This is a genomic window from Deltaproteobacteria bacterium HGW-Deltaproteobacteria-18 (assembly GCA_002841885.1).
Classification (GTDB): domain Bacteria; phylum Desulfobacterota; class Desulfovibrionia; order Desulfovibrionales; family Desulfomicrobiaceae; genus Desulfomicrobium.
The window spans coordinates 130,611-148,010 of record PHBE01000002.1 but is presented as its reverse complement, the minus strand read 5'-3'; the positions used below and the strand labels follow the sequence as shown (position 1 = coordinate 148,010).

Annotated in this window: 10 protein-coding genes; all 10 read left to right on the top strand. The window is 61.3% G+C overall.

All coding sequences use genetic code 11. The features are described 5' to 3' along the window. Positions 1 to 23: 23 nt before the first annotated feature. The 10 genes from CVU60_02095 to CVU60_02050 all read left to right on the top strand — a co-directional run bounded on the left by CVU60_02095 (position 24) and on the right by CVU60_02050 (position 17,066). Positions 24 to 1,736: an L-lactate permease gene (locus CVU60_02095; GenBank protein PKN43169.1), complete on the top strand. Its 1,713-nt coding sequence runs from the start codon at positions 24 to 26 to the stop codon at positions 1,734 to 1,736. An 87-nt stretch (positions 1,737 to 1,823) separates the two neighbouring features. Next, complete coding sequence (locus CVU60_02090) at positions 1,824 to 3,212, top strand: glycolate oxidase subunit GlcD (GenBank protein ID PKN43168.1); 1,389 nt, start codon at positions 1,824 to 1,826, stop codon at positions 3,210 to 3,212. A gap of 2 nt (positions 3,213 to 3,214) precedes the next feature. Then, positions 3,215 to 4,504: a (Fe-S)-binding protein gene (locus CVU60_02085; protein PKN43167.1), complete on the top strand. Its 1,290-nt coding sequence runs from the start codon at positions 3,215 to 3,217 to the stop codon at positions 4,502 to 4,504. 214 nt (positions 4,505 to 4,718) lie between these two features. Continuing rightward, positions 4,719 to 6,821, top strand: a complete 2,103-nt coding sequence (locus CVU60_02080; GenBank protein PKN43166.1) for a phosphate acetyltransferase — start codon at positions 4,719 to 4,721, stop codon at positions 6,819 to 6,821. Between the two features lie 10 nt (positions 6,822 to 6,831). Next, the gene (locus CVU60_02075) at positions 6,832 to 8,037 is read left to right on the top strand and encodes an acetate kinase (protein PKN43165.1); all 1,206 of its coding nucleotides are present in this window, start codon (positions 6,832 to 6,834) and stop codon (positions 8,035 to 8,037) included. Between the two features lie 190 nt (positions 8,038 to 8,227). Next, a complete protein-coding gene (locus tag CVU60_02070) occupies positions 8,228 to 9,619 on the top strand; it encodes a hypothetical protein (GenBank protein ID PKN43164.1) in 1,392 nt (463 codons plus the stop codon). 76 nt (positions 9,620 to 9,695) lie between these two features. Further along, a complete protein-coding gene (locus tag CVU60_02065; GenBank protein PKN43163.1) occupies positions 9,696 to 10,907 on the top strand; it encodes a hypothetical protein in 1,212 nt (403 codons plus the stop codon). Between the two features lie 37 nt (positions 10,908 to 10,944). Beyond that, positions 10,945 to 12,234, top strand: a complete 1,290-nt coding sequence (locus tag CVU60_02060; GenBank protein ID PKN43162.1) for a hybrid sensor histidine kinase/response regulator — start codon at positions 10,945 to 10,947, stop codon at positions 12,232 to 12,234. Positions 12,235 to 12,318: 84 nt separating this feature from the next. Next, complete coding sequence (locus CVU60_02055) at positions 12,319 to 13,566, top strand: DNA repair exonuclease (GenBank protein PKN43161.1); 1,248 nt, start codon at positions 12,319 to 12,321, stop codon at positions 13,564 to 13,566. Continuing rightward, positions 13,563 to 17,066 carry a hypothetical protein gene (locus tag CVU60_02050; protein PKN43160.1) on the top strand — a complete coding sequence of 1,168 codons (3,504 nt, stop codon included), beginning with the start codon at positions 13,563 to 13,565 and terminating at the stop codon, positions 17,064 to 17,066. Before CVU60_02055 ends, CVU60_02050 begins: the two co-directional genes overlap by 4 nt. Positions 17,067 to 17,400 lie beyond the last annotated feature (334 nt).

Sequence of the window (17,400 nt, the reverse complement as noted above, 5' to 3'; positions counted from 1 at the left end):
CATCAGTTTTATTGGAGGGAGATATGTCAATTCCTGTCTTGGCAATGGTGGCTCTGTTGCCCATTTTGGTGGCTCTTGTCCTGATGGTCGGTATGCGCTGGCCGTCTACGAAAGCCATGCCCCTTGCATGGCTTGTATGTGCTCTTGGCGCAATTTTCGCGTGGAATCTGCCGGTCGGTTATGTCGCGGCTCTGTCGCTTCAGGGTATTGTTGTCGCCGTCGGTGTTTTGATCATCGTGTTTGGCGCGATCATCATCCTGTACACCCTGAAATATTCAGGCGGAATGGAAACCATTCAGTACGGGATGCAGGGCATCAGCCGTGACAAGCGCATCCAGGCCATCATCATCGGCTTCATGTTCGCAGCCTTCATCGAAGGCGCGGCCGGTTTCGGCACGCCTGCCGCACTGGCTGCTCCGCTCTTGCTGTCCTTGGGCTTCCCGCCCCTGGCCGCTGCGGTCATCTGCCTGGTCTTCAACTCCTTCCCCGTATCTTTCGGCGCGGTCGGAACTCCCATTCTTGTCGGCCTCAAGTTCCTCGGACCGCTCGCCAAGACGGCCGTCGAAGCCGGCACCCCCGGTTTGAACTTTGTCGATTTCGGCACTTTTGCCAAGGTTATCGGCCAGTGGGCGACCGTCATGCATGGTCCCATGATCTTCATCCTGCCCATCTTCATGCTCGGCTTTTTGACCCGCTTCTTCGGCAAGAACAAGTCCTGGTCCGAAGGCTTCGCCGCCTGGCAGTTCTGTGTTTTCGCCTCTGTGGCATTCATTGTTCCTTACCTGACCTTCGCTTGGTTGGTCGGCCCTGAATTCCCGTCCCTGATCGGTGGTCTTGTTGGCCTCGGAATCATCGTGGCCGGAGCCAAGGCCGGTTTCTGCGTGCCCAAGGAAAGCTGGGATTTCGGTCCTCAGTCCACCTGGGACGCTGAATGGACAGGCACCATCGCCACGTCCACCAATACCGAGTTCAAGCCCCACATGAGCCAGTTCAAGGCATGGCTGCCCTACATCCTGATCGGCGCCATCCTGGTCGTGACCCGCATCCCCGAACTGGGCCTCAAGGCTCTCCTGGCCGCCCAGAAGCTGCCTTTCACGGACATCCTGGGCTACACGGGCGTTTCGGCCTCCATCGACTACCTGTATCTGCCTGGCACCATTCCTTTCATGCTGGTCGCACTGCTGACCATCATGATCCATGGCATGAAGGGTTCTGCGGTCAAGCAGGCCTGGACCGAGTCCTTCGTCAAGATGAAGGCCCCGACCATCGCCCTGTTCGCAGCCGTTGCCCTGGTTTCCATCTTCCGCGGTTCCGGTGTGGCAGATGTAGTCCTGAATCCCAACAGCTACCCCTCCATGCCCCTGGCCATGGCCAAGACCGTTGCCGCTTTCGCGGGCAACGCCTGGCCGATGCTGGCTTCCTATGTCGGCGGCCTGGGTGCGTTCATCACTGGTTCGAACACGGTCTCCGACCTTCTGTTCGCTGAATTCCAGTGGGGCGTTGCCCAGCAGCTTGAGCTGCCCCGTCAGATCATCGTGGCCGCTCAGGTCGTCGGTGGCGCCATGGGCAACATGGTCTGCATCCACAACATCGTGGCTGTCTGCGCCGTTACCGGCCTCATCGGCCGCGAAGGCATGATCCTGAAGCGCACCTTCTGGCCCTTCCTGCTCTACGGCGTTGTCGTAGGCATCATCGCCAGCCTCATGAGCTTCGTCTTCCTGCCGCATCTGTTCTAAGTCATCAGGCGGTCCCGAAAGTTCGCGCAAGGCTTTCGGGACCGCATTTCATGAGAATCCATAAGAATCTCACGCAAGGAGAGAATAATGATTTCGACGAGTCTGCTCACTGAGTTCAAGACCCTGTTGGGCAAAGAAAATGTCCTCGATAGCGAGTCCGACCGGCACTCCTATTCATATGATGCCGCAGTGCTTGACGCGGTCATCCCGGAGCTGGTCCTGCGTCCGACAAACAGCGAGCAGCTGGGTAGAACCGTGGCCTTGTGCAACGAGAACAAGCTGCCCATGACCGTTCGCGGCGCCGGAACCAACCTGAGCGGCGGCACCATTCCCACCAAGGAACATGGCGTCGTCATCCTGACCAACGGTCTCAATAAAATTTTGGAAATCAACGAACAGGATCTCTACGCCGTGGTTCAGCCCGGCGCCGTCACCGCCAAGTTCGCGGCCGAAGTGGCCAAGCGCGGCCTGTTCTATCCGCCCGATCCGGGCTCCCAGGCCGTGTCCACCCTTGGCGGCAACGTCGCCGAGAACGCGGGCGGTCTGCGTGGTCTCAAATACGGCGTGACCAAAGACTACGTCATGGGCGTCAATTTCTGGAACGCCGAGGGCGAATACATCAAATCCGGCGGCAAGACCGTCAAATGCGTCACGGGTCTCAATATCGCCCAACTCATGGTCGGTTCCGAAGGGACGCTTGGCGTCTTCGACGAGATCATCCTGAAGCTCGTTCCGCCGCCGGTCGCCTCCAAGGCCATGCTCGCCGAATTCGACGACATCGCCAAAGCTTCCGAAACGGTCGCGTCCATCATCGCCAACAAGATCGTTCCCTGTACTCTGGAGCTTCTCGACAACGCGACCATCAATTACGTCGAGGATTTCACCAAGGCCGGCCTGCCCCGTGACGCTGCCGCCATTCTGCTGATCGAGGTCGACGGAGGCCACATCGCCCTGGTCGAGGACGACGCCGAAAAGGTTCTCGATATCTGCAAGAAGAACGGCGCCAAACGCGTGCAGATGGCCAAGGACGCCGCCGAGAAGAACAAGCTCTGGGAAGCCCGCCGCAACGCTTTGCCTGCTTTGGCTCGCGCCCGTCCGACCACCGTCCTTGAAGACGCCACCGTGCCGCGCAGCCAGATTCCGGCCATGATCACGGCCATCAATAACATCGGCGCCAAGTACAAGCTGCAGATCGGCACCTTCGGACATGCCGGTGACGGCAATCTGCACCCGACCATCCTGACCGACAAGCGCGACAAGGAAGAATTCCATCGCGTGGAGCTGGCTGTGGACGAGATCTTCGACGTGGCCCTGTCTCTGGGCGGCACCCTGTCCGGCGAACACGGCATCGGCACGGCCAAGTCCAAGTGGCTGGAGAAGGAAACTTCCAAGGCGACCATCATTTACTCGCGCAGGCTCAAGAAAGCGGTGGATCCCAACTACCTGCTCAATCCCGGCAAAATCATCGGAGGCTAGTCATGACTGCAGACGTTCATCAACTGGCCAAAATGCTGCATGAACTCGACGACCAGATGGTCGCGTGCATGAAGTGCGGCATGTGCCAGGCTGTTTGCCCGGTTTTTGCCGAAACCATGAATGAGGGCGACGTGGCCCGGGGCAAGATCGCGCTCCTGGAAAACCTGTCCCATGAAATGATCAAGGATCCCGAAGGCGTTCAGGACAAGCTCAACATGTGCCTGCTGTGCGGTTCATGCGCGGCGAACTGTCCCAGCGGCGTGAAGGTGCTGGACATATTCCTGAAAGCTCGCGTCATCGTGAATACGTACATGGGGTTGCCCGCGGTCAAGAAGGCCATTTTCCAGGGACTTCTGACCAAGCCTGGCGTTTTCAATTCAGTCATGGACCTGGCTTCCAAGTTCCAGGGCGTGTTTACCAAGTCCGCGAACGAAGTCATCGGGTCGTCCTGTTCCCGCATTGATCTTGCGGTCATCGACGGCCGGCATTTCATGCCTCTGGCCAAGAAGTCGCTGCGCAAGCTGGAGCCGTCCCGCAACACCCGTCCCGGCAAGAGCGGATATCGAGTGGCCTTTTTCCCGGGCTGCGTCGTCGACAAGATATTCCCGCAGGTCGGCCAGGCTGTACTCAAGGCCTTGACCCATCACGAAGTGGGCATCTACATGCCGGCAGGGCAGGCGTGCTGCGGCATCCCGGCGCTGGCTTCGGGCGACAAGGGGTCTTTCGACAAGCTTGTGAAACGCAATCTGGAGATTTTCGAAAAAGAGAACTTCGATTATCTGCTCACTGCCTGCGCCACCTGTACGGCGACCATGCACGAGCTGTGGCCGCTCATGTCCGGGGACAAGACCCAGAGCATGCAGGATCGCATCGCGGCCATGTCGGCCAAGGTCATGGACGTGAATCAGTTCATGGTTGACGTGCTGAAGGTCTCCATGCCTGTCAGCGGCCACGGAACCAAGGTCACGTACCATGATCCCTGCCATCTTAAAAAATCCATGAAGGTTTCCGAACAGCCCCGCGCTCTTTTGAAGACCAATCCGAACATGGAATTTGTCGAGATGGCTGATGCCGACCGCTGCTGCGGTTGCGGCGGCAGCTTCAACCTGCAGCACTACAAGGTCTCCAAGGATATCGGAGCCCAGAAACGCGACAACATTGTCGCCTCCGGAGCCCAGGTAGTGGCAACCGGTTGCCCGGCGTGCATGCTGCAGATTTCCGACATGCTTTCCCAGCACAAGGATCAGATCGCAGTCAAACACGTTATGGAAATCTACGCGGAAACGCTTTAATGAGACACGGCGTCGGCGCGGGGGGCTTTCCCCGGCGTCGGCGCCTTTTCGATTATTAATGCAGTTGGTTGAAATTCGGTTGAAAAAAAGGCATTGACTAATCGGTCTCTTTTTTTCACAGGTATGCGGATTGTGTAACCAACCAATTTGACGGGTCGCCGCGAATCACTCTCGGTGCGCGCCCGAGAAAAAACCGGCTTTCAAGGGAAGCACTATGGCCAGAAATCTATACATAACGGCAACGGAATCTCGAAGCGGAAAATCAGCCATCGTTCTGGGCGTCATGCAAATGCTCCTGCGCGACATCCGGCGTGTCGGTTTTTTCAGACCCATCATCAACGATGTGCCTGACCGCAAGGACCACGATATCGATCTTGTCCTGTCCCAGTTCTATCTGGGCCTGCAGTACAGCGAGACCTACGCCCTGACCATGCAGCAGGCCAAGGAGTTGGTCAATGCGGGTCAGCATTCCTTGTTGATTGAGAAGATCATCAACAAATACAAGGAGCTGGAAAGCAAGTGCGATTTCGTGCTGCTTGAAGGCACGGATTTCGAGGGCACCAGCCCCGCGTTCGAGTTCGACATCAACGCCGACATCGCCGCCAACCTGGGCAGCCCGCTTCTGGTCATCTCCAACGCCTGCCAGAAGACCGAGCACGAGATCATAAGCACAACCAAGCTTGCGGTGGAATCCTTTGCCGACAAGGCCGTGGACATTCTCGGCGTGGTCATTAACCGCACCGACGTCCCGGACCGCGAAGCCCTGCGCATCGCGCTCAAGAAGTCCATGAACAAGCCCGACATGCTTCTCTACATCATCCCCGAGGTTGCCATTCTGGGCAAGCCCACGGTGGGTGACGTCATGAAGTGGGTTGGTGCGGAAGTGCTTTACGGCAAGGAGAATCTGGGCACACAGGTCGACGACATCGTCGTGGCCGCCATGCAGATCGAAAATTTCCTCAATTACATAGAGCGCGGCAGCCTGGTGGTCACCCCCGGCGACCGCTCGGACATCATCGTCAGCAGTCTGGCCTCGCGGCAGTCGTCATCCTATCCCGACATCTCCGGTATCCTGCTGACCGGCGGCATCGCCCCCGGCAAGAGCGTGGCCCGGCTCATCGACGGATGGACCGGCGTGCCCGTGCCCGTATTGCTCGGCAAGGAAGCCACCTTCCAGACCGCACGCCGCCTGTACAACATGTACGGCAAGATCGAACCGGGCGATCAGAAGAAGATCGCCTCCGCCCTCGGCGTGTTCGAAGAGAACGTGGCTACGGACGAACTCAGGCAACGTCTCGATACAAGAAAATCGACCAAGGTCACTCCGCAAATGTTCGAGTACGGACTCATCGAGAAGGCCAAGCGCCACAAGCAGCATATTGTTCTGCCCGAAGGCGGCGATGACCGTATCCTGCGTGCCGCCGACATCCTGCTGCGACGCGGCGTGGTCGACCTGACCATTCTCGGCGATCCCAAGGCCATCGCATCCATGACTTCCCAGCTGGGGCTCAGCCTGACCGGCGTGAACATCATCGATCCGGCCACGTCCCCTGAATATGGCGATTACGTCTCCACCTTCATGGAACTGCGCAAGAAGAAGGGCGTGTCCAAGGAAGTGGCCTGCGACTGCATGGTCGATCCGACCTATTACGGCACCATGATGGTCTTCAAGGGCCAGGCCGACGGCATGGTTTCCGGCGCCATCAACACCACTGCCCATACCATCCGTCCCGCATTTCAGATCATCAAGACCAAGCCCGGTGCGTCCATCGTGTCGAGCGTGTTCCTGATGTGCCTGAAAGACCGCGTCCTGGTTTTCGGCGACTGCGCCGTGAATCCCAACCCCACCGCGCCGCAGCTGGCCGAGATTGCCATGAACTCCGCCGAGACGGCCCGTATTTTCGGAGTTGAGCCGCGCGTGGCCATGCTCTCCTATTCCACCGGCGACTCAGGTGCGGGCGGAGACGTGGACGTGGTCATCGAGGCCACCCGCATCGCTCGCGAAAAGGCTCCGGACCTGCTCCTTGAAGGTCCGCTTCAGTATGACGCGGCCATCGATCCGGAAGTCGGCGCCAAGAAGCTGCCTGGCAGCCAGGTCGCCGGCCGGGCCACGGTCTTCATCTTCCCGGACCTGAACACCGGCAACAATACCTACAAGGCCGTGCAGCGCGCCGCCAACGCAGTGGCCATTGGGCCGGTTCTGCAGGGCCTCAACAAGCCCGTCAACGACTTGAGCCGCGGCTGCACCGTCGCCGATATCGTAAACACCGTAGCCATCACGGCCATTCAGGCCCAGGCTGAAAAAGGTTTAATATAAAGAGGATATTATGAAGATATTTGTAGTCAATTCAGGGAGCTCCTCCCTCAAATACCAGCTTCTGGACATGGATAACGGCGCAGTCATGGCCACCGGCCTTGTGGAACGCATCGGCGACGCCATGGGCAAGGTCAGCCAGAAGTCGTGGCCGGGCACCGAGCGTGAGGCCGAGGTTGACCGCGAAGTGGCCTTCCCCGATCACCGCGCTGCCATGCACACCGTGGTCGATCTGGTCACGGGTGCGGACACGGGCGTCATCGCCTCATCTTCCGAAATCGACGCCATCGGACATCGCGTCGTACAGGGCGGCGAGACCCTGTTCAAGAGCACGCTCATCGATGACGACGTGGTCGAGAAGATCCGCGAGAACTGTCACCTTTCGCCCCTGCACAACCCGGCCAACCTGGTCGGCATCGAGGTCGCCCGCGAGCTTTTCGCCGGAGTGCCGCAGGTGGCTGTCTTCGATACGGAATTCCATCAGACCATGCCGGCAGAAGCCTTCATGTATCCGATCCCCTACGAGCTTTACGAAGAGCTCAAGATCCGCCGTTACGGTTTCCACGGCACCTCGCACCGCTATGTCGCGCAGCAGGCTGCGGCCATGCTCGGCAAGGCCGAGGACGAAGTGAACCTGGTCACCCTGCATCTGGGCAACGGTTGCAGCATGGCGGCCGTTCGCGGCGGAAAGTGCATCGACACCTCCATGGGCCTGACCCCTCTGGCCGGAGTCATGATGGGCACCCGCAGCGGCGACATCGATCCCGCCATCCTGCCTTTCCTCATGAAGGAGAAGGGCCTCTCCATGGATGAGGTCGACTCCATCCTGAACAAGCAGAGCGGCCTCAAGGGCATCTGCGGCATGAACGACATGCGCGACATCCATTCGGCGGCCGAGAAGGGCGACAAGAAGGCCGCCCTGGCTGTAGACATGTTTGTCTACCGCATCAAGAAATACATCGGCGCCTACTACGCCGTGACCGGTCCCCTGGACGCCCTGGTCTTCACCGCCGGCATCGGCGAGAATGACGAGATCGTCCGCGCCCGTGTCTGCGCAAATCTCGAGCATCTCGGTATCAGCATCGATCCCGCCCGCAACGCCGGACGCAAGAAAGTCGCGACGGCAGTGCAGGCGGACGGCAGCAAGGTCGCCATCCTCGTTATCCCCACTAACGAGGAACTGGCCATAGCCAAGGCCACTTTAAGCGTCCTGAAGTAGAAAAAAAAGTCCCTCCCCCTCCTTGTACCCCCCTTGGAAGTTGTTTCCAGGGGGGGTCCTTTTTTGTCCGGACAAATACTCGGGAACTGATCAGGTCTCACTGCGATGTGTTCGATATGTGTTGTTTTCTTCAGCACGATGTGCCAGCAGATTGTCGGTGGCGTTGAATGTTGACATAATTTGGCGGAACATGCCTGGAGGTTGTGTGAAGAAGTTCCTGTTTTTTCTGATAATTCTTGCTCTTGGAGTCTATGCGGGCGCCGCGTATATGTTTGGAGGCCAGGCCCGGGAGCAGTATTTTTCAGCGGTGAAAGAATATGAGCGGTATGGATTCCTCTCTCTTTCCAATCAGCGCTACGAGCGCGGCTTCTTCACCTCCACGGCCCAGACTCTGGTTGAGCTGAGTGTTCCCGGGACTCTGACCGATTCCAGCGAAGATGAGAGCTTGCGCTTTGTCGTCAATCATGTCCTCCACCACGGCCCCCTGACAGGCGAGGGAAGCGGCTTTTTCAGCAAGCCGGGACTGATGCGGATTTCCAGCACTGTCGAACCCCTGACTGCCGATGGCCTTGGCCAGACACTTTTCACCCGCCTTCCCGAATTGGCACAGACCACCTCGGAGGTGCGCGTTGGTTTCGGAGGCGAAGTCGCAGGCGATGTGCTCGTCCCGGCCATCGACCGGGTCATGGATGGCGAGCAGGTCACTTGGGGCGGCCTTGTCCTGAAGGGCCAGTATGTTCCGGTTACCCGCTCTCTGCGCGGCGAACTGGACATGCCGGGCCTGACAGTCAAGACTGCGGATGGGAACATGGAGCTTGAAGCCCTGTCGTCGGATTTCGACATGGTCGAGGTACTGCCTTTTGTCTATGCGGGCCAGGCCACGGTGAGCGTCGCGGCCATAACCGCCGATCCGGTGGAAGGCGACGCGATCCGCATGCGTGATCTGCGCATTTCCTCGGACAGCAGCTGCGACGGTGTCCTTTACAATTATGCGCAGGCCATGGGCCTTCAGAGCATAACCGTCGGTGACACGGCCTATGGTCCGGCCTCCTGCGAACTTTCAGGGAAGAACATCGACGCGGCAGTCTTGAGCGAATTTCAGGTCAGCTTGCAGCAACTCTACCATACCACGGCTGACACGGAGTCAGAGGTGTTCTTTGACAAGGTCGGAGAACTTTATGCCGGTTTATTCGCCAAAGTGCTGACCGGAACGCCGGAACTGAACATGCCGCACCTGCAGGTGACCACACCCATGGGCGATTTTACCGGCGCCTTCTCGCTCAAGTTGCTGTCGCCGGGTGCCGAGGCTGCGTTGAATCCGCTCATGCTGCTGCAGCATCTTGAAGCAGATGCACGGATGGCCGCGCATGAGGAACTGCTCAAGGGCCTGCTGCGCATCGGTCTGGAAAACGAGCAGGTCGAGGGCGATCTCGAAACCCTGGTGCAGCTGCGTTACGCCGAGCAGATCGAGCCGCTACTGGAACGCGGCCTGATCGTGCGCGAGGGCGGCATCATCAAGACCCAGGCCATGTTCGCCAACGGCAAGCTGGCCGTGAACGGGCAGGACATGCCCATCTTCTGACAGACGACCTGAACCGAAGTATCTTCATGGATGCCGGTTGTTACATATCTTACGGACACAAGCACGGGTGGACGCAATGATCTTGAACGAGGCCTCTGAGGGTGCATTCATACCCGAGAATCCGCGCATGCTCGAAAAACTTCGGGAGCGGCAGCTGGAATTTCTTGTCACCAACTCGCGGGTTTCCATAGCTGCGAACGTGTTCAACGGGAGCATCTTCCTGGCTTTTCTCTACGGCCATCTGCCGACCTTCGAGCTCTTGTTGTGGTATGGCGCCCTCGTTCTTTGCTCCGTTCCGCGCCTGCTCGCCGTGTTTTTCTTTTACCGGCTGCGTGCGCGGCTGTCCGTGGTGCAATGGTCCCGAATCCTGGCCCTTGGCACCTTGTGCTCCGGGATCATCTGGGGGCTGTCGGCCCCCCTGTTTTTCGCCAAGCTCCCTCCTCTGGGACAGGCCTTCCACATCCTGCTCGTGGGGGGGACACTGACGGGTGCGGCCGTCTATCTCGCCCACCTGCTGCCCAACTTTGTGCTCTTCGCCATCCCCCAGGCGCTGCCCATGCAGATCATCCTGGTGAACCAGGCCGGAGATCCGTTCTTCCGGGGCATGGCCCTGCTGTTCTTCATTTTCACTGTCATGATGTTCATCATGGCCTTCAGGACCAACCGCCAGTTCGCCAGGTACACTCTTCTGCAGCTGCGAAACGACGCGCTCATGGAGAAGCTCAACGAGAGTGAATACCTCTTCCGGACGCTGACGGAACATTCCTCCATGGGCGTGCTGCTCCTCGATGACGGGCGAGTCCTCTACGCCAACCCGGCCGTCGAGGCAGCAACCGGATACGGGTTCGACGAACTCTCGGGCACGATGATCCGGGAGATCATCGACCCCGAACATCGCGGCGCAGTCGACCAGGATGCTCCGGGTTCCGACGGGCAAGCCATCGGGCGGTCCGAGTTCAGAATCCGCCGCAAGGACGGTAATGTGCGCTGGGTCGAGTATGTTCCGGCTCTGGTGGAGTACCAGGGGCGCAAGGTCGTCCTCGGGGCCTGCGCGGACATCACGGACAGGATGCTGGCGCGTCAGGCCCGGCAGGAGAGCGAGGAACGCTACAGAGTGCTGTTCGAGACCGCCAGTGACGCCATGTATGTGGTGGGACTTGATCCGGAGGGTCGGCTCGACCTCTTCCGTGACGCGAACGTCCAGGGCTGCGCCGCGCTGGGCTACTCTCTGGAGGAGCTGCTGCGTCTGGGCCCCAGGGACATGACTCACCTCTACGAACTCGTATGATGCCCGCCACGTCTCGCATGACGGGCGCCTCTTCCCCGTGGAGGTCAGCGCCAAGCTCTTCAGCCACGAAGGGGAGCAGGCCGTGCTGTGCATCGCCCGCGACATCAGCGAACGCAAGGAGGCCGAACTCCGGCTTGAAGCCGCCAAGAAGCAGGCCGAGGTGGCCAATCAGGCCAAGAGCGAGTTTCTGGCCAACATGAGCCACGAGATCCGCACCCCGCTGAACGGTCTGCTGGGCATGCTGCAGCTCGTGCGCATGGGCGACCTGGACGCCGAGCGCAGCCAGTACCTCGATGTGGCCATGAATTCGGGCGAAGGGTTGCTGGCAATCATCAACGACATTCTCGACCTGTCGAAAATCGAGTCCGGGAAGTTTGAACTCGCGCCCGTGGATTTCAACGTGCACGCCCTGGTCCTGAGCGTCGGCGAGACTTTCCGCTTTCCTGCCCGCAGCAGGGGAGTGGAAATGATCGTCGAGATCGACACGGACATGCCCGTGTTCATCCACGCGGATCAGGTGCGGATTCGCCAGATCCTCTACAATCTCGTGGGCAACGCAGTGAAGTTCACGCACGAGGGGGAGATACGCATCAGCCTTTCGATGCCGTTCCAGACGGGCAACGGGGGGCGGATGGAGATTCGTGTGGCCGACACCGGAGTGGGCATCCCGCCGGATCAGCAGGCAGCGCTCTTCGATCCTTTCGTCCAGGCCTCCTCGGCGCCCAAGACCCCTGGTTCGGGTACGGGACTGGGGCTGTCCATCGTCAAGCGCATCGTCGGGTTCATGGGCGGCAGGGTCCGCCTCGACAGCACGCCCGGGGAGGGGACCACGTTGACGGTGAGCGTGAAGGTCGGGATCTGCTCGCAGGCACCGTCGGTGGAGCAGCCTTGCGCTCTCGAGCAGACCTGTTGCCCGGTGGCTGGATCCGGGTTGCGAATTCTGGTGGCCGAGGACAACAGCGTCAACCAGCTCATGATCGTCAAGCTCCTGGAGAAGCTCGGCCACACAGCCGTCTGCGCCCATGACGGGCACGAAGCCCTGGAACTCCTGAGCATTGCGCCCTACGACTGCGTCCTCATGGACATCCAGATGCCCGGCCTGGACGGTACCGAGGCCACGCGCATGATCCGCCGCAGGGCTTTGTCCGGCATCGACCCGGACATCCCTATCATCGCTCTGACCGCCTACGCCCTGTCCGGTGACCGGGAGCGTTTTCTGGCCATGGGCATGAGCGGCTATCTCTCCAAGCCGGTCTCCATGGCCGACCTGTCCGCCGCACTGAGCGGCATCGTTCCGCTCGTCCGTGAGAGGGTCACGGTCCCCTGACTCGAGTGCGGGGGCTTGCATCGCGGGCGGCATTACTTCATGCTGCGCCGTTGAAACGTGACCGCGCCGCAACCGGGAGATTTCATGTTCCGCTTCATTCACGCCGCAGACATTCATCTGGACAGCCCCCTGCGGGGATTGGAGTCCTATCCCGACGCGCCCGTGGAGCAGATCCGCGGGGCGGCGCGGCGGGCTTTCGACAATCTGGTCAGCCTGGCCATCGAGGAGGGGGCGGCTTTTGTCCTTCTGGCCGGGGACCTCTTTGACGGGGACTGGAAAGACTACAACACCGGCCTTTACTTCACCCATCGCATGGGCCGCCTGCGCGAGGCGGGCATTCGGGTCTTCCTGGTTTCCGGCAATCATGATGCGGCCAGTTCCCTGACCCGCGCCCTGAGCCTGCCGGACAACGTGACCCTTTTCTCCCACAAGAAGCCCGAAACAAGGACGCTCGATGAGCTGGGAGTGGCCATCCACGGCCAGAGCTTCGCCGGGCGCAGCGTGACCGAGGACTTGAGCCGCAGTTATCCGCAGGCCCTGCCCGGCCTGTGCAACATCGGCCTGCTGCACACCAGCATGACCGGGCGCCCCGGTCACGAGCCCTACGCCCCGTGCACCCTGGAGGGCCTCGTTTCCAAAGGGTACGACTACTGGGCCCTGGGGCACGTGCATCAGCGAGAGGTCCTGCAGAGCAATCCGTGGTTGGTCTTTTCCGGCAACATCCAGGGTCGCCATATCCGCGAAGCAGGGGCCAAGGGATGTCAGCTCGTCACCGTCGAAGACGGGCAAATCACGGAAGTGGATTTCCGCGAGCTCGACGTGCTGCGCTTTGCGTTCTGCCGGGTGGACATGGCCTCCTGCGAGCGCCTCGAAGCCGTCGCCGACCGCGTGCGCGAGGCCATGGAGCTTGAGCGGCGCTCTGCCGAAGGCCGCCCGCTTGCGTTGCGGGTAGTGCTTGATGGCCGGACCGTTCTGCATGAGCGGTTGCATCGCCGGGAGGAGGTGCTTCGCGACGAATTCAGGGTCATGGCGGCGGACCTGGGCGATGTCTGGCTGGAAAAGCTGAGTATCTCCACGAAATCCCAGGCTTCCGGCAGCGATGCCCCGGATGCCGATTCCCCACTCAGCGGTCTGCTGGAGGCCATCGCGCAGATGCGCCTCGATTCCTCTTCGCTCACGGAGCTTGTTCCCGAGTTCGAGACCCTGCGTTCGAAGCTTCCCGCCGAACTGCTCGGGGAGGCAGATCCTTTTGCCCCGGACGAGGAGAGACTGACCATGGTGCGCGACGAGGTCAGGGAACTGCTCATGGCCAGATTGCAGGAGGGCGCATGAAAATCAGGCGCCTGGAATTCAAGGCTTACGGGCCGTTCAGCGACCGTGAACTGGACTTTGACTCGGCCTTGCCCGGCCTGCACATCGTTCATGGTCCCAATGAGGCCGGAAAATCCAGCGCCATGCGCGCGCTGCAGGCCCTTTTTTACGGCTTCCCGCTCCGCACCGGCGACAATTTCCTGCATGCCTACGACCAGCTGCTGGTCGGCGGCTGCCTGCAACGCGCCGACGGCGAGGAGCTCAGTTTCTACCGGCGCAAGAAAAACAAGAACGATCTCTTCGACGCCCATGATCAGCCCCTGCCCGCCGAGGCACTCGCTCCATATCTGCAGGGACTGGGGCAGGACCTCTTTTCCAGCATGTACGGGATCAATCACGAAACCCTCGTGCAGGGAGGCCAGAGCATCCTCGACCAGGAAGGCGAGATCGGCCAGGCCCTGTTCTCGGCCGGAGCCGGTTTCGCTTCCCTCAGAGCAGTCATCGACGGTCTTGAGCGTGATGCCGATGAACTGTTCCGTCCGCGAGCCACCAGCCGCGAAATCTCCCTGGCCGTTGCGCATTACAAGGAGCTGCAGTCGCGTTTACGACAGGCCAGCCTGGGCAGTCAGGAATGGATTCGGCACCGCCAGGCCCTGGTCCAGGCCGAGGAGGAGATGCGCGGTCTCCTGGCCCGGGGCCTTGAGCTTGAGCGTGAGATCCACCGGCTCGAACGCCTGAAGCGGGCCTTGCCGTTTCTGAGCCGCCGAACCCTGTTGCTCGATAAACTTCATGCGATGGGTGAGGTTGTGACTCTCCCCGATGATTTTGGTGTCACTCGGCGGCAACTTGACGAGCAGCGGCGTCTGGCCAGGGTCCGTCTGGAAGGCGCGCTGCAGCGGCTGGCCGAGCTTGAGGCCATGCAGGATGCCGCCGGGCTCAACCAGGCGGTTCTTGATCACGCCGACGACATCGAGGATCTGCATCAGCGTCTTGGGGAGTATCGCAAGGGGCAGAAGGATTACCCCGGCCTTGAAGGCATGCGCGTGGCCTACAAGACTGAAGCGGCCCAACTCCTGCGCCGCATCCGCCCGGATATCGATGTCGAGCAGGCCGAAGCCCTGCGTCCCGGACTTGCCAAGCGCAAGACGGTTCAGGCTCTGGGGCAGCGGCGCGAGGCCGTGCTGCAGGAGGTCCGTCAGGCCGAACTGCGCCTGCGCGAGGCGCAGCGGGAGCTTGAAGCCAGGAAGGCCGAGCTGGCCGCCACGGGCCGGACCGCACAGGCCGCGACCCTCATCCAGACATTGAACCTGGTGCTCAAAGCCGGTGATCTGGACGGCGAACTGGAACTGCGTCGCGCGGACCTGCTGCGGGTCCAAAACACCTGCCAGGCCGCCCTGCAACGCCTGGGGCTGTGGACTGGAACCCTGGACGAGGTGACGCAGCTGCGCCTGCCGTTGCCTGAAACCGTCAACGAATTCGAGCAGGCGCTGCAGGCGGCCGAAGAGGAGCTGCGGCGTCAATCCGTCGAAGAGGGGCGGATACGCCAGGAACTGACTGCCCTGAACCGGGACCTGCGAGCCATCGAACACGCCGCCGTGGTCCCGTCTGAAACGGAGCTGGCCGGCTGCCGCGACCGCCGTGAACAGGGCTGGTCGCTGCTGCGCCGGTGCTGGCTCGACGGGGAGGACGTGACGCAGGAGAGTCTTCTGTTCGCGCCGGAGCAGCCCCTGCCGACGGCCTATGAAGAGAGCGTGGAACTGGCCGACCAGACCGCCGACCGCATGTACCGAGAGGCGGACCGGGTGCAGAAGCACGGGCAGATCCTGGCCGGGATCGAGGCCGCAAGCCAGAGCCTGGCCGAGCTGCGCCTGCAGTCTGATATTTCACGGAAGGAGCGGGAGGATCTTCTGGCGCGCTGGCGCAAGCAGTGGGCCGAAAGCTCGATCATGCCCCTTGGCCCCCGCGAGATGCGGGCCTGGCTTGGCAATTTTGAAGCCCTGCGCCAGCAGGTCGAGGAGTTGGGCAGAATCGGGGCCGATGTGCGAGCCAGGCAGGCCAGGCAAGAGGAATTGCGGGCACTGCTGGTGCAGGAGCTTGCTGCCGTGCAGGAGCAGCCCCCGCAGTCCGGAACCGGGATTGAGGCGGTGGTGCGCAAGGCCCAGGCCGTAGTCGAGAATTTGCGCGAGGCGAACTCCCGGCGCGAAGCTCTGACCAGATCCATCGGCGAGCTGGAAGGGGCGCTGGACAAGGCGGGTGCGAACTTGCAGACCGCCCGGCAGAATCTGGACGAGTGGCGGCAGGCCTGGGAAGAGTCGCTCGGATATCTTGGCCTGCCGGGCAGCGCGTCTCCGGACGAGGCCGCCGACTATGTGGAGACGGTCCAGGAATGCCTGGCCAAGCTCCATGAAGATGATGTGCTGCGCAAACGCCTCAAGGGCATCGAGCGCGACGGACGGGCGTTTGAAGTCAGCGTGCGCGAGCTCGCCGCGCTCATCGCCCCGGACGAAAAGGAGCTCGATGCGGCGCTGACGGTCGGGCAACTCAAGGGTTTTTTGGCTCAGGCCGTGCGGGACCAGGCCGTATCCATGCGGCATGCGCAGGAGAAATCGGCCCTGCACGAGAATATCCGCGTCCTGAGTGAGGAGATGCGACTCCTGGACGAAGGCATGGCCGCCCTGCGCCGGCAGTCGCGCTGTGAGGACGACGAGTGCATGGCCGTGGCCGAGCGCCGTTTTGCCGAATATGCCGAGGTGCGCCGCGATCTGCATGAGGTCGAGTCGACCCTCGCGGGCATCGCCGAGGGCGGAACCCTGCAGGATCTTGAGGCGCTGGCCGCCGGGCTGGACGCCGACGCCCTGCCCGGAAGGATCGCGACCCTGCGCGCGGAGCTCGATGAAGAGGTCAGGCCGCAGACCGGTCTCCTGGCGGAGCGGGTGGGGCAGGAGAAAAGCGAGCTGGCGCGCATGAACGGCGATGACGCAGCCGCGCGCATCGCCGAAGAGATGCAGGAGGTCCTGGCCCGCATCGCACGCCTGACGGACCGCTACATCCGGCTCAAGCTCGCCTCCCGGGTGTTGCGTTCGGAAATCGAGCGCTACCGGGCCGCTCATCAGGACCCGCTGCTGGCCATCGCCTCCGGCCTGTTCAAAGACCTCACACTGGGCTCCTTCGCCGCGCTGCGGGCGGATATCGACGAGGCCGACAGGCCGGTGCTCATGGGCGTGCGTTCAAACGGCTTTCTGGTGAAGGTCGAAGGCATGAGCTCCGGCACCAGGGACCAGCTCTACCTGGCCCTGCGGCTGGCCAGCCTGGAGCTGCGCCTGAAGAGCATGGAGGCCATGCCGTTCATCGTCGACGACATCCTGATCAATTTCGACGAAGAGCGCGCCAGGGCGACCCTCGAAGTGTTCGCAGGCCTGGCCGACCGCAACCAGATCATCATGTTCACCCACCAGGCGCAGATCGCGGACATGGCACAGAAGATGGGGCGGGAGGATCGGGTGTTCGTGCACGGGCTGTAGTTCGGAGTAGTTGCGGGGAACGTCGGGATGGGGGTGTCCCTGATGAAGATATCCCAGCGCGGTCGCGTGCCTTGCGGTCTCCGGCGGGGGCCGTCGAAACTCCCTCGCCGGCCTCGTAATGCTTCCCGGCCTTGAGTTTTGGTCATTGGAAGGTGCTTTGAACGTGACACGGCCGGGAAGCAAACGATGCCTGGCTCGGTCAGACAGTCGACGGCCCCCGCCGGAGACCGCAAGGTACGCTCGGACTGAGCGTAGGGCGGGATGTCTGAAAGACAACAGAAAGAGCACTTTTAAAGCGTCATCTCCGAGCAGTCGGGGAAGAAAGCGACCAAAA